The organism is Streptomyces sp. NPDC050610 (assembly GCF_040654875.1).
GTDB lineage: Bacteria > Actinomycetota > Actinomycetes > Streptomycetales > Streptomycetaceae > Streptomyces.
The window spans coordinates 26,474-39,728 of record NZ_JBFAIV010000055.1; the positions used below are offsets into that span (position 1 = coordinate 26,474).

General features: G+C 71.7%; 8 protein-coding genes, 2 tRNA genes and 1 pseudogene. 5 read left to right on the forward strand and 6 right to left on the reverse strand.

Annotated features, from left to right (window positions below; translation table 11 throughout):
• The first annotated feature begins 31 nt into the window (after window positions 1–31).
• Window positions 32–1,216, forward strand: a complete 1,185-nt coding sequence (locus AB0I22_RS37235; RefSeq protein ID WP_363135461.1) for a serine hydrolase domain-containing protein — start codon at window positions 32–34, stop codon at window positions 1,214–1,216.
• A 1,031-nt stretch (window positions 1,217–2,247) separates the two neighbouring features.
• On the forward strand, window positions 2,248–3,900 hold the full coding sequence (locus AB0I22_RS37240) for a long-chain fatty acid--CoA ligase (protein ID WP_363135462.1): 1,653 nt from the start codon (window positions 2,248–2,250) through the stop codon (window positions 3,898–3,900).
• Window positions 3,901–4,051: 151 nt separating this feature from the next.
• On the opposite strand, the gene AB0I22_RS37245 is transcribed toward AB0I22_RS37240, so the two are convergent.
• The 3 genes from AB0I22_RS37245 to AB0I22_RS37255 all read right to left on the reverse strand — a co-directional run bounded on the left by AB0I22_RS37245 (window position 4,052) and on the right by AB0I22_RS37255 (window position 10,136).
• Window positions 4,052–4,480, reverse strand: coding sequence for a signal peptidase I (locus AB0I22_RS37245; protein WP_363135463.1), 429 nt, complete (start codon window positions 4,478–4,480; stop codon window positions 4,052–4,054).
• Between the two features lie 98 nt (window positions 4,481–4,578).
• Window positions 4,579–9,357 (reverse strand): PAS domain-containing protein, encoded by a 4,779-nt coding sequence (locus tag AB0I22_RS37250; RefSeq protein ID WP_363135464.1) that lies wholly within the window; start codon window positions 9,355–9,357, stop codon window positions 4,579–4,581.
• 314 nt (window positions 9,358–9,671) lie between these two features.
• Window positions 9,672–10,136, reverse strand: a complete 465-nt coding sequence (locus tag AB0I22_RS37255; protein ID WP_363135465.1) for an SSI family serine proteinase inhibitor — start codon at window positions 10,134–10,136, stop codon at window positions 9,672–9,674.
• 214 nt (window positions 10,137–10,350) lie between these two features.
• Here AB0I22_RS37255 and AB0I22_RS37260 point away from each other — a divergent pair.
• The 3 genes from AB0I22_RS37260 to AB0I22_RS37270 all read left to right on the forward strand — a co-directional run bounded on the left by AB0I22_RS37260 (window position 10,351) and on the right by AB0I22_RS37270 (window position 11,503).
• Window positions 10,351–10,440, forward strand: a tRNA-Ser gene (locus AB0I22_RS37260).
• Window positions 10,441–10,584: 144 nt separating this feature from the next.
• Window positions 10,585–11,286: an HD domain-containing protein gene (locus AB0I22_RS37265; protein ID WP_363135466.1), complete on the forward strand. Its 702-nt coding sequence runs from the start codon at window positions 10,585–10,587 to the stop codon at window positions 11,284–11,286.
• A gap of 144 nt (window positions 11,287–11,430) precedes the next feature.
• Window positions 11,431–11,503, forward strand: a tRNA-Arg gene (locus AB0I22_RS37270).
• 102 nt (window positions 11,504–11,605) lie between these two features.
• Here AB0I22_RS37270 and AB0I22_RS37275 read toward each other — a convergent pair.
• From AB0I22_RS37275 to AB0I22_RS37285, 3 genes and pseudogenes are all read right to left on the reverse strand, one after another.
• Window positions 11,606–12,877 carry a site-specific integrase gene (locus AB0I22_RS37275; protein WP_363135468.1) on the reverse strand — a complete coding sequence of 424 codons (1,272 nt, stop codon included), beginning with the start codon at window positions 12,875–12,877 and terminating at the stop codon, window positions 11,606–11,608.
• Complete coding sequence (locus AB0I22_RS37280) at window positions 12,877–13,107, reverse strand: helix-turn-helix domain-containing protein (protein WP_363135469.1); 231 nt, start codon at window positions 13,105–13,107, stop codon at window positions 12,877–12,879. Before AB0I22_RS37280 ends, AB0I22_RS37275 begins: the two co-directional genes overlap by 1 nt.
• Window positions 13,034–13,255 (reverse strand): annotated as a pseudogene (locus AB0I22_RS37285) (hypothetical protein); the annotation flags it as partial. The gene AB0I22_RS37280 and the pseudogene AB0I22_RS37285, both read right to left, overlap by 74 nt.

The following is a 13,255-nucleotide window of genomic DNA, read 5'->3' on the forward strand; positions in this document are numbered from 1 at the left end:
GTTCATTGCCCGTCGTTCAAGGAGTGCCCCCATGCCCGACAATTCCCAGCGGCTTCGCAGCGTCCGCGCATCGCGGTGGAGCAAGCGGCGGCGGAGGGGCGCGCTGGCGGTCGTCGTGGCTGCCGGGCTGGCTGTGGGCACCACGCTGACCGTGGCGAACGCGCAGTCGCGCGGACCGGGGGACGGGGTGCGGCGGGGGCTCGACCGGCTGGTGCGCGATGACGGCTACCCCGCCGCGCTGGCCGCCACGCTCGGCCGGGACGGACGTACGCACAACTACGCCGCAGGCGTCGTGGACCTGAGGACCGGGACGAAGGCACCGGTGGACGGGCAGGTGCGGGCGGGGAGCAACACCAAACCGTTCACCGCCACGGTCGCGCTGCAACTGGTCGGCGAGGGACGGATCGACCTCGAAGCCCCGGTCGAGAAGTACCTGCCGAACCTCGTACGGGGCGAGGGCATCGACGGCCGCCGCATCACGGTGCGCCAACTGTTGCAGCACACCAGCGGGCTGCCGGACTACACCCAGTTCATGGAGGCCCCGAACGGCAAGGGCCGACACCTGTACGTACAGCCCCGCACCATGCTCGACCTGGCGCTGGCCCACAAGGCGAACTTCAACCCCGGCACCGGCTGGTCGTACAGCAACACCAACTACCTCGTGGCCGGCCTGATCATCGAGAAGGTCACCGGCCGCCCGCTGGCCGAGGAGATCGACCACCGGGTCATCCAGCGCGTCGGGCTGCGCCACACCTACTTCCCGGGCGCGGGCGACGAGACCATCCGGGGCGCCCACCCCGAGGGCTACCTCGCGGCGAAGCCTGGGGAGCGGCTGGAGAACATAACGAAGATGGACCCCTCGGCGGCCTGGGCGGCAGGCCAACTCATCTCCACCCCAAGCGACTTGAACCGCTTCTTCGCCGCCCTCTTCGGCGGCAAGCTCCTGAAGCCCGCCCAGTTGGCGCAGCTGCGTACCACTGTCCCGGCGCCGGGCCTGTGGCCGGGCGCCCGATACGGACTCGGCGTGATCAGCACGCCGCTGAGCTGCGGGGGCCTGATGTGGGGGCACGGCGGCGACATCCCCGGCTACCACACGCTGGGCGGCGTCACGGCGGACGGACGAGCGGCCACGGTCGCGACGACAGCCGACGGCCCGCCCGCCCAGCGGGGCCCTGCGGACGTTCAGAACGTGGTGGACGCTGCTTTGTGCGGGTGAGGGTTAGGGCGGGGGCGTGAGGGTGGAGGCTGGAGGGTGCTGGGTGGGGCGGTATTGCCGGTGGGTGGGTGCTTGTTTCGTCTCGGACCCTCCGGGTCCAAGGCGCCAGCAGCGGGAGGGGAGGGGGCCGGGCTGCTGTCGGTTCGCTGACTGCGGGCGGGGTTGTGGCTGGGGTTAGAGAAGGCTCGCTGCGCTTTGCCTGCTGGTTGCTGCCGCGATGGGGTTGGCGCGGGGGCCTTCGGGTGCGGGTGAGTTCGTGGCTCGGGCCTGTGATCCACGGCAGTGAGCAGGGGAGTGCGGCTCGCTGCGCTGCGCCTTGGTCGTGGTTGCTGTCCGAGGAGGGTTTCCGCACCCAGGGCAGGGGGCTGAGGGTGTGGAAACTCCCCTCTGACGCTCGCGCGCCCGGTATGTCCGGCCTGGAAGGTTGAATGGGTAACCGGTTGGGGTTTCCATCCGATCCCGCGCCCGGTATGGCGCTTTTGCCTGATGGAAACTCCTACCTACCTGCCGGTAGCCAACGAGACCCCTCGACAAGGCAGCGGCTGGCCGCGCAGCGCAGCGGAGCCCTCCCTGACCTCAACCCCAGGACCGGGCGACAGCCAGCGAACCAGCCCAGGCCACCCACTCCCCACCCCTGCCGGATCATTGGGCCGCAGCCCAGGACGCACCCCCGCCCGAAAGCCCTACCGCGACCACTTCGCGGCAGCAACCAGCGGTGAAGCGCAGCGAGCCATCCCTGACCCCAGCCACGCACACGGCGACAGCCAGCCAACCGACAGCAGCCCGGCCCCCTCCCCTCCCGCTGCTAGCGCCTTGGACCCGGAGGGTCCGAGACGAAACCCGCTCCCACCCACCCCCAATACCGCCCCACCCAGCACCACCACCATCCAGTCTTCCTCCGCCCACCCCCAGCCCCCGCCAAAACCCGAAACCCGCCCCCGACCCCCGCGAGGTAGTGACATAACCGCAGGTACGGCAGCAGAATCAGCGGTACCTACTCGCGCGTAACCGGCTACCGGGAGGCACCCCCGATGCAGAGCACCATGCAGGACGTACCGCTGTTGGTGTCGCGGATCCTGAGTCACGGGTCGACCGTTCACGGGGCGGCCCGGGTGACTACCTGGGCCGGGGACGCCGAACCTCGCCGCCGCACGTTCGCCGAAGTGGGCGGTCGGGCCGCGCAGCTCGCGCACGCGCTCCGCGACGAGCTCGGAGTGGGTGAGTCCGATGTCGTCGGGACGCTCATGTGGAACAACTGCGAGCACCTGGAGGCGTACCTCGCCATCCCTTCCATGGGTGCCGTGCTCCACACCCTCAACCTGCGGCTGCCCCCCGAACAGCTGGTGTGGATCGCGAACCACGCCGCGGACCCCGTGATCCTCGTGGACGGCAGTCTGCTGCCGATGCTCGCCGCGGCGTTGCCGCGGCTGTCGGCCGTACGGCATGTGGTCGTCAGCGGTCCCGGTGACCGTTCCGTACTGGACGGCACCGCCGCCACCGTGCACGAGTACGAGGAGCTGATCGCCGGCCGCCCGACCTCGTACGACTGGCCCGAGCTGGACGAACGGCAGGCCGCCGCCCTCTGCTACACCTCCGGCACCACCGGCGAACCCAAGGGCGTGGTCTACAGCCACCGTTCCATCTACCTGCACTCCCTCCAGGTCAACGGCGCCGACGCGTTCGGGCTGAACCCCGCCACCGTCTGCCTTCCCGTCGTGCCGATGTTTCACGTGAACGCATGGGGGCTGCCGCACGCCGCCTTCATGGCCGGTGCGTCGATGCTGATGCCCGACCGCTTTCTGCAGCCGGCGCCGCTCGCCGAGATGATCGAGGCCGAGCGCCCGACGTTCACCGCCGGCGTGCCCACCATCTGGCAGGGGCTGCTGGCCGAGCTGGACGCCCGGCCGCGCGCCGTGTCGAGCCTGAAGACGCTGGTCAGTGGCGGTTCGGCGTGTCCGCCGTCGATGATGCGGGCGTTCGAGGAGCGCCACGGGCTGACGATCGTGCAGGCGTGGGGCATGACGGAGACCTCGCCGCTCGGTTCCATCGCGTACCCGCCGCACGGTGTGACCGGCGAGGCGGCCTGGCCGTACCGCGTCACGGCCGGCCGTCTGCCCGCCCCGGTCGAGGCCCGGCTGGCGGGGCCCGACGGCGGGTTCCTGCCCTGGGACGGCGAGTCCGCCGGCGAGCTGGAGGTGCGCGGGCCGTGGATCGCGGGCGCGTACTTCGGGGGCGTCGACGGCGAGCCTTCCCGCCCCGACGACAAGTTCAGTCCGGACGGCTGGCTCCGTACCGGTGACGTCGGCACGATCACCCCCGACGGCTATCTGACCCTCACCGACCGCGCCAAGGACGTCATCAAGTCCGGCGGCGAGTGGATCTCCTCCGTCGAACTCGAAAACCGGATCATGGCCCACCCCGCCATCGCCGAGGCCGCCGTCGTCGCCGTCCCCGACGAGAAGTGGGGCGAACGGCCCCTGGCCACCGTCGTCTTCAAGGAGGGCGTCACGGCCGAGTTCTCCGAACTGCGCGACTTCCTCGCCGAGTCCGTCGCCCGCTGGCAGCTTCCGGAGCGCTGGGCGCGGGTGGCGGCGGTGCCGAAGACGTCGGTGGGGAAGTTCGACAAGAAGGTGATCAGGCGGCAGCACGCGGCGGGGGAGCTGGACGTCACCGAGATCGGGTAGCCGGTCAGCGGGTTGGCCCGCCAGCCCGCGAGCCGATCAGCCCGTCAACCCGCGGGCCCGTCAACCCGCGGGCCCGCGGGCCCGCGGGCCCGCCGGCCCGCCGGCCCGTCAACCAGTCTCCGATGGATCAGTCATCGTCCGGGCCCGTCCGTCATCCCCCGTCGGCCGGGCCCGAGTCCCGACGCGTCCGCCCCGCCCGCGCCCCTGTATCCGTGCCCGCCTCCGCCACGTACCCAGGCACAGACGGCCAGCGCACCGTCAACACCACCGACTCCTCCTCCGCGAACCAGGAGTGGTCGACCCCGCGCCCCCACACCACGTAGTCGCCCTCCCTCTCCAGAAGAACGCTCCGGCCGGGGAGTTCCACGCGGAAGCGACCCCTCACGAGCACCAGCAGCGCTGTGCGCTCCTCGCCGCGTACCCAGCGCGTGCGCTCGTCGCCCGGAGGGTGGACGCCCCACTTGATCTCTACGGACTCGCTGTACCGCGGGTCGTCGGCGTCCTTGAAGTGGCCGAGGAGCCATCCCCGGTCCAGCGCCGCGTCTTTGCCCGCATTGCCCACATACACGCTGTCGTTCACGAGGGCGGAGGCTAGCAGCCGGTAGCGGCCCCGGGAGCAGCCCTCAAAGCCTGAGGCCTGGCCCGGCTCGACCCGGCCTCTTGGCCGCGCTTACGCGCTCAGTTGTTGCCTATCTTGGCCAGCAGGTCCACGATCCGCCCCTGCACCTCGGCGCTCGTCGAGCGCTCCGCGAGGAAGAGCACGGTCTCGCCCGACGCGAGCCTCGGCAACTGCGCCGGGTCGAGGTCGGCGGAGGTGTACACGACGAGGGGAGTGCGGTTGAGCAGGCCGTTTCCGCGCAGCCAGTCGACGATTCCGGCGCGTCGGCGGCGTACCTGCAACAGGTCCATGACCACCAGGTTCGGCCGGATCTGCGCCGCGAGCGCCACCGCGTCCGCGTCCGTCGCCGCGTGTCCCACTTGCATGCCGCGCCGTTCCAGCGTGCTCGTCAGCGCCTCCGCGATCGGTTCCTGCTCCTCGATCAGCAGGACGCGGGGCGGGTGCTGCTCGCTGTCGCGCGGGGCCAGTGCCTTCAGGAGTACGGCCGGGTCGGCGCCGTAGGCGGCCTCCCGCGTCGCCTGCCCCAGCCCCGCCGTGACCAGCACCGGAACCTCGGCGGCCACCGCGGCCTGGCGCAGCGACTGGAGCGCGGTGCGCGTGATCGGACCGGTCAGCGGGTCGACGAACAGCGCCGCCGGGTAGGCGGCGATCTGCGCGTCCACCTCCTCGCGGGAGTGCACGATGACGGGCCGGTATCCGCGGTCGCTCAGCGCCTGCTGCGTCGTGACATCGGGGGCCGGCCATACGAGCAGTCGGCGCGGGTTGTCCAGTGGCTCCGGCGGCAACTCGTCGTCCATCGGGGGCCGTTGCTCGTCGTGGACCTCGACCGCGCCGTTCGGACCGTCCAGCGGTTCGGGGCCCTCGGCCGCGCCCTCGTCCGGCGCTCCGATGGCGTAGGCGCGGCCTTCGGAGGCGTGCATGAGGTGCGGCGGTTGGTGCGGCTGCTGAGGCTGTGGGTGCGGCTGTGACGGGGTGTGGCCGTGGGGTTGCCCCTGCGGGCCTGTGGGGTCCGCGCCGAGTGCGCCGCGGTCGGCCGTATCCGGAGGTGTGCCGAGTTTGCGTCGCCTGCCCGAGCCTGAGCCCGAACCCGTGGACGTACCGCCTGCTGGGGTCGGGGCCTGCGTGGGCGTGGGCTGCCGCTGCCCGCCGTCCATCTGCCGCGCGAACGGCGCCCCCTGGCCGAGCGTACGCACGCTGATCGAGCGCTGCTGGCCCTGGCCCTGCGCGGGGGCGTTGGGGTCGGACCCGGGGTCGGCGGGGAGCGGCTGAGGCTGCTGATGCGGATGCATCTGACGGGGCAGCGAAGGCGCGGCAGCGTCCGATCCGTGGCCGCCCCGGTCGCCCTGGTTGCCTCGTTCGCCCTGTTCGTCCCGTTCCCCGCGCGGCTCCTCGGCCAACGGCCGCCGCGCCCGCCTACGGCCCGAGGGCTGCTCGCCACCGCCCGCGCCCCACGGGCCCTGGCCGCCCCCGCCCTGGACCCCCGAACCGCCGGGCGCACCGGCCATGGCCGCCGACGACTCGTCGTCCTCGGGCCTGGACGACCCGCCACCACCCCTGGCCTCGCCCTCGGCACCCGCCGAACGAGCCTGCGGCAACGCGCCGCCGGGCAGACCGACGCCGGGCAGCGGGCTGCCGGGGAACGGGCCGCCGGGGAATGGAAGGCCAGGGAACGGGCCCCTTTGATCCTGCTGGGCCTCCGGGAACTGCTGAGGAGCACGGTCGGCAGCCGCCGGGGGCAGCGCGAACGGGCCGCGCGGGGCGGCCGGTTCGCTCTCGCCCTCTCCCGGAACCGCCCGCTCCGACGCCTCGGCGAGCGCACGCCGGGCACGCCGCCCCGTGGACCGGGACGGCGTCTGCTGACGGCCCGCGTCGTACGGACCTTCGTTATGCGGACCTTCGTTGTGCGGACCTTGGTCGTGCGGGCCTTGGCCGTACTGACCGGCGTCGTGTCGGGCGAGGCCGCCGGGGGGCGTCGGTCCGAGGGCGCTGGGCAGCCCCGACTGTGGGGTGCGGTCCGCCTCGGCGGGCGGCAGCGCGAAGACGGCCCGCCCGGTGGGCTGCTCCTGCTCCTGCTGTGCCTGCTGGCCTTCCTGTGCCTGCTGCGCCTGCTGCGCGGCGTCCCGGCGGGCGCGGCGGCCGGTCGGCGGGGGGAACTCGCCCTCGCCGGGCGCACCGTGGCCAGTACGCCCGTCCGCCGCCCCTTCCGCAGACGGTTCAAGACCCCCGCCCCGGCCGTGCCGATTGGGCCGTCCGTGCGGTTGCGCTTCGGCATCACCCGCGCCGAGCTGCTCCTCCTGCGGGCTGCGCCGCGCCCGCCGCCGCCCGGTCGGCTGCGGCTGGGCCTGGTCCTGCACCTGCGGCTGGGCCGGCGGCTGTACGTGACCGGCGCCCGGCCCCGAGCCCTGCGGCCCGTAACCCTGCCCGCCGGGACCACCGCCCTGACCTCCCTGACCGCCTTGGCCCCCGTGACCGCCCTGCCCGCTCGTCGGCGTCGGCCCGGGTCCGTACGCCGGGTCGCTGCTGCCGGGCCGCTGCGGGCGGTACGGCCGACCGTCCCCGGACAGCTGCCCGGAACCGGCGGCGTCCCCCGGCCCGGACTCCGCCCCGGCCCCGGCCCCCGGCCCGTTCGAGCCACCGCCCGTCGTACGCGCGATGGCCTTGCTTCCCGCATCGTTCGCCGCCGCGTCCGTAGCGGACCCGTGCCGCCTGTTGTCAGCAGCGGGGCTGCCGCCGACGAGGTGTTCAGGGCGCTCCGCGCGCCGGTCGTGCGGCGGCATCGGACTGCCCGCACCCTCCCCGCCGCCGTTCCCACTCCCGCCATTGGACTGCGGCCTGCCGGACTGCTGCCCGCCTGGCTGCTGCCCACCGAGCCGCTGTCCCGCACCGTCGGCGCCGCCCTGCGGGTACCCACGTCCGGGCTGGGCACCGCCCGCGCCGCCGCCGGGCCGCTGCGGACCGATGGGCCGGCGCTGGCCCCCGCCGCCCCCGGAAGCGTCGTCCGGACCGTTCCCGTCGTCGTCCGCCTCGGGCCCCCGACGACCACGCCGCCCGCCGCCCTGGGACTGGGACTGCTGCTCACCGGACCCCAGAGCCCTCTGGCCACCGTGCGGCCCCTGGGAGCCACGAGACCCCTGGGCGTCCTGAGGCGCCCGCGGCGGCTGCAAGCCGCCTTCCACTCGCGCGGACCCCCCCGCACCATTAGCGCCATTCGCACCGTTCGGCGCCCCATCACGCGCACCGGTCCCCCGCGCCCGCTGCGCGGGCATCGGCATCACCGTGGTCGCGTTCTCGCGGTCCGCCAAGCGCTCGGGCCCGGCGGGCACCGGGCCGCCCTTGGCGGAGATGGGCACCTCCAGCACGTACGCGCTGCCGCCCGCCGCGCCCGGTACCTCGTGCGTCTGGAGCACGCCGCCGTGGCGGCGCACGATGCCGCGCACGATCGGTCCGTGCACCGGGTCGCCGCCCGGGTACGGGCCGCGCACCTCGATCCGTACGACCTCGCCGCGCTGCGCCGCGGCGACGACGATCGTCGAGTCGGCGGCCCCGACACCGGCTCCCGGCCCCGGACCCGAACCCGAGCCCGCAGGCGAGTGCGACTGCGATGGCGAGTTGCCCGTCGAGTCGACGCCCGCGACGTCCGCGATCAGGTGGGCCAGGGCCTGCGCCAGCCGTTCCGCGTCCACCTCGGCGTCTATCGGCGGTGCGTGCACGGCGAACTGCGCGCGCCCCGGCCCGATCAGCTCGATCGCGCCCTCGACGCCGGCCGCCACGACCGTGTCGAGCGAGACCTTCTCGCGCTCCAGCCGGTCGGCGCCCGCGTCGAGCCGCTGGAAGCTGAGGACGTTGTCGACAAGCGTGGTCATCCGGGCGTAACCGGCGGTCAGATGGTGCAGCACCTGGTTGGCCTCGGGCCAGAGCTGCCCGGCCGGGTCGGCGGCCAGCGTGCCCAGCTCGGCGCGGAGTTGCTCCAGCGGGCCGCGCAGCGACTCGCCCAGCACCGCCAGCAACTGGGCGTGGCGCTCGGCGAGCGTGTCGTACGCGCGCCGGTCCGTGAAGGTCATCACCGCCCCGACGAGCTGGTCCCCGTCCCGTACCGGCGCGGTCGTCAGATCGACAGCCACCGAACGGCCGTCCTTGGCCCACAGCACCTGACTGCGCACCCGGTGCTTGCGCCCGGAACGCAGCGTGTCGGCGATCGCCGACTCCTCGTACGGGAAGGGGGACCCGTCCACGCGCGAGTGCTGGATGAGGGGGTGCAGCTCCCGGCCGCCGAGGTCGCTGGCGCGGTAGCCGAGTATCTGCGCGGCGGAGGGGTTGACGAGGACGACCTTGCCAGCCGTGTCCACGCCCACCACGCCCTCCGCGGCGGCGCGCAGGATCATCTCCGTCTGGCGCTGCTGGCGGGCGAGTTCGGCCTCGGTGTCGAGGGTGCCGGTGAGGTCGCGTACGACGAGCATCAGCAGCTCATCGCCGGTGTAGGGGTGGTGGTCGGCGTACGGGGTGCGGCCGTCCTCCAGGTTCGCGCTGGTCACCTCGACCGGGAACTGCGTGCCGTCCGTACGCCGCGCGACCATCCGGGTCGGCTTTGTCCGTCCGCCCTCGCCCTCCTGCTCCTCCATGCGACGCATCGAACCGGGGATGCGCCGGGAGTCGAAGTCGGGGAGCAGGTCGAGGAGTCCGCGGCCGACCAGCCCGGTGCCGGGGACCTCGAAGGTCTCCAGGGCGATGTGGTTGGCGTTGACGACCGTGCCGTTGCAGTTGACCAGCAACAGCGCGTCGGGAAGGGCGTCGAGTATGGCTGCGAGGCGAGCAGCGCCTCGGGATGGCCTGCTGCTCACGACGGACGTTCCTCCCTGGTTACCGCACTTCGCCGGCGCCCCCGGGCCCCATCCTGCCGTCGGCCCCGCGCCATGTCACTGACAGGAAGTCTACGGGCTGCGGATGCGGGCGCGTCGGGGGATGACGGCGGATGCCGGCGTGGCGCGGGACGCGAGTGCGGCAGGCGTGTGGCGGCGTACGGCAGTCGTGCGACGGCGTGTGGCGAGAGCACGGCGGGGCGTGGCAAGGGCGCGGCGGCGTACAGCTGGGGCGCGTCGGCGTGCGCCCATGGCCGTGGGCGCACGCCGGGCATACCGCCGGGCCGGACTCGCGGTCAGCCCCGCTCCGTCCCGAGCACGCTGGAGAACTTGTTCCAGCGGGCGGTCTCGCACCCGTTGGACCGCTTGAAGTCGGCGTTCACGGGCCGCCCGGCCCAAGTGCCCGACACGTGCGCCCGCTCGGGGCCGCCGTAGATCTGCGTGCACATCCTGTTCGTCGGTACGGGCGCGAAGGGGTCCGTGCCCCACACCGTCGCACCGTCGAGCTGGTCGCAGGCGGCCTTCGCGTGCGGGTGGGTGCCGCCGGCGGGGTGGCAGTAGAGCTCGTACGTACCGTCGGCGCCGCCACCGCCGCCCGCGACCGTGACGGTGAGGTGGTCGTCGTGGGCCGGGGCGGGCACGGGCAGCGGCCGGACGGGGGCGCTCGCGGCGGCGGAGGCGGCGGTGGCGGCCGTGGGGAAGGCGAGCAGGGCGGCAGGGACCAGCGCGGCGGCGGTGACGACGAGGCGGCGGAGCGACATGGTGGAACTCCAGGAGTACGGGGCCGGACGGGGCCGGTGTCATGTACCTGTGGCCCCTCTCCCCCTCTAACGCGCCTCCCGCCCGCGCGTTGCGCTCCTCGCGCCGACTTTGCCCCGTCGGCCGCCCGCCCGGTACCGTAGGCTCCGATTGGTGACGGGCCGCTGGCCTGTGTCATCATCTGCACGCACCACCTCGCGCTTGCGCGGGGGTGCTGGAGGCTTCGCCTAGTCTGGTCTATGGCGCCGCACTGCTAATGCGGTTTGGGGTAACCCCCCATCCCGGGTTCAAATCCCGGAGCCTCCGCTCGCTTCGAGAGCCCCGTCCGCACCGCGGACGGGGCTCTTCGCGATTTGGCCCTCCAGCCCTCCCGATGTCGTCCTGATCTGGCCGCGCGCGAGGGGGAGGTTACGGGGAGGCTGGAGTTCCACGAGTGAACGGGAGCCCACCATGGCCGCTACGCCGGAAACCCCTGACACACCCCTCAGCACCGCCGACACCGCAGGTATCACCGACATCACCGATATCGCCGGTATCACCGTCCCGGACAGCCGGCTGGTCCGGGAGGCCACGGAACTGGTCCGCGACGCCACCGACGACCTGATCTACCACCACTCACACCGCGTCTACCTCTTCGGCGCCCACCACGGCCGTACGCACGGGCTCTCCTTCGACCCGGAGCTGCTGTACGTCGGGGCGCTCTTCCACGACCTCGGGCTGACCGAGAAATTCCGGGCCTCGCAGCAGCGCTTCGAGATCGACGGCGCCGACGAGGCGCGCCGCTTCCTGAGCTCCCACGGGGTACCGGAGGACCGCACCCGCCTGGTCTGGGAGGGCATCGCGCTGCACACCACCCCGGAGATCCCGCACCACATGGCCCCGGAGATCGCCCTGGTCACGGCCGGTGTGGAACTCGACGTCCTGGGCATCGGCTACGCCGACCTCCCGGCGGACGTACGCGAGGCGATCGTCGCCGCCCACCCCCGCCCCGACTTCAAACGCCGCATCCTGCGCGCCTTCACCAACGGCATCGCCCACCGCCCCCAGACCACCTTCGGCAACGTGAAGGCCGACGTCCTCGCCCACTTCGTGGACGGCTACACCCGTCCGGACTTCGTTCGCGTCATCGAGGAATCCTCCTGGCCCGAGTAACCCGGACCCGGCGGTCCACCACCCCACAGAGGGTTATTTCCCCAGGTCAGCGGCGGTGCGGGATTCGGATTTCGCCTCTCGGCGCAGGTCATGTAATGTTGTTCCCGCAACGCCGACCGGCCAGAAAAACCGCCGGAAAGCCAAGCGCTCGTAGCTTAACGGATAGAGCATCTGACTACGGATCAGAAGGTTGCAGGTTCGAATCCTGCCGAGCGCACAGCAGGTCAGAGGCCCCGTTCGAAATCGAACGGGGCCTCTGGCGTATCTCTTGACGGCAGTGTTTGACGGCAACCGCCTCAGAGAGGCGAAGGGGCGTCCGTCAGGACGCCGGTCGCGCCCCGTCATCGGTCGATGGGTTGCCGTCACCCCGCAGGGCACCCCCGACGCGATCGAAGGCGGAACGCTGCGAGTCGAGCCGCACGAAGGTGTAGATGTCCATGGTCACCCGGATCGAGCTATGGCCCAGGACTTCCATGATCATGCGAGCGTCAGCACCCCGTTCGTGAAGCAGGGACGCGCACGTGTGGCGCAGGTCATGGAAGCGGACCTTACGGACTGCGGCACGGGTGCACAGTGCGTCGAATGAGCGGTTGAGGTTGCGCGGCTCGATGGGAGTCCCATTCTTCGTCGTGAAGATCAGCCCGTGTTCCGTCCCCTTCCAGTTGTCGCCCGCCGCCTTCTGGTCGGCGATCTGCTGGGCGCGCTGGGCACGGAGAGCTGTCACACACTCGGCCGGCAGCGCCACGCGACGGGCAGAGCGCTGCGTTTTGGGCGCGACGATCAGCAGTTCACCGCCGACCCGCTGAAGCGCCTGCCGTACGGTGACGACGCCTTCGTACAGGTCCACGTCCGACCAGCGCAGCCCCAGCACCTCGCCCCGCCGCAGACCGATGCGTACGGCGAGTTCGTACGCGGCCCACAGCCGGTTGCCCCGAGCCGCTGTCAGGAGTTGTCGCCCTTCCGTGGCTGTGAGCGGTTCTATCTCGCGCTTCGTACCCATGCTCAGCTGTACGTTCCGGGCCACGTTGCGCGGTAGCTCATCCTCGCGTACGGCGTGCTGGAGGGCGGCGCGAAGGATGACCAGCAGGAAACGCACGGTCCGGTCAGACGGGCGTTTCTTGCAGCACTTGCCGAGGGCGCAGCAGCGTTGCTTGTGCTGGGGACGGTTCTTGTCCTTGTCCTGTGCGCAGCACTGGCAGGTGGCGGCTGTCTTGGTCAGGAAGGAACGGATATCGCGGGCAGCGAGCCGGGCGAGCTTCTTCCTGCCGAACTCTGGGGTGATGTAATTGCGCACCAAGGATTCGTAGTTGACGTAAGTCGTGCTGCGTACCTTGCCCTTGGCGACATTGGTCAGCCAATACGTCAAGTAGGCGCTAAGCGTCATTTTGCTGGTGGCGACCGGAAGGCCATCGAGAGAGTTGGCCTTGAGTTTGGTCAGCTTCTCGTGTGCCTCTTCCCAGTCCTGACCGTAGACGCTCCGCCGCTTGTACGTGCCGTCACTCGTGAGTACGAACGCACTGCCTTCCCAGCGGCCATCCTTGCGTTGGTAGATGGTGCCTTCGTTATTGGCATTCTTCTTGGACTTGGCCATCAGGCAACTTCCTGTTCAGTGCGGAGGGATATGAATTCATTCAGAGCCGCTTCGGTGATGCGACGGCAGCGGCCGACGGTGAGCGAGGCAAGCTGTCGGGAACGTATGAGGTTGTAGACCGTCCATCGGCTTACGCGGAGCCGGTCAGCAACTTGGTCAACGGTCAGCAGAGAGGCAGGCACCTGGGTCACCTTCCTCATGACGGAACCGGCGTTCTTGTGCGATCTCATAGCGGGTTTGAGCGGCTAGGAATTCTTCGCCGGGGCGGTAGCCGGAGGTGAGATAGGACCAGGAGGATTCGGTGACGAGGGTGGTTTCCTCGTTGGCTTCCGGTGTCTCGTCGGTGGGGTGTGCTTGTGCGGTGCGCCAGGCGCGGCG

Coding starts and splice junctions, on each gene's coding strand:
- AB0I22_RS37235 (WP_363135461.1), top strand. CDS start 32: ATGCCCGACAATTCCCAGCGGCTTCGCAGCGTCCGCGCATCGCGGTGG.
- AB0I22_RS37240 (WP_363135462.1), top strand. CDS start 2,248: ATGCAGAGCACCATGCAGGACGTACCGCTGTTGGTGTCGCGGATCCTG.
- AB0I22_RS37255 (WP_363135465.1), bottom strand. CDS start 10,136: ATGTCGCTCCGCCGCCTCGTCGTCACCGCCGCCGCGCTGGTCCCTGCC.
- AB0I22_RS37265 (WP_363135466.1), top strand. CDS start 10,585: ATGGCCGCTACGCCGGAAACCCCTGACACACCCCTCAGCACCGCCGAC.
- AB0I22_RS37275 (WP_363135468.1), bottom strand. CDS start 12,877: ATGGCCAAGTCCAAGAAGAATGCCAATAACGAAGGCACCATCTACCAA.
- AB0I22_RS37280 (WP_363135469.1), bottom strand. CDS start 13,107: ATGAGATCGCACAAGAACGCCGGTTCCGTCATGAGGAAGGTGACCCAG.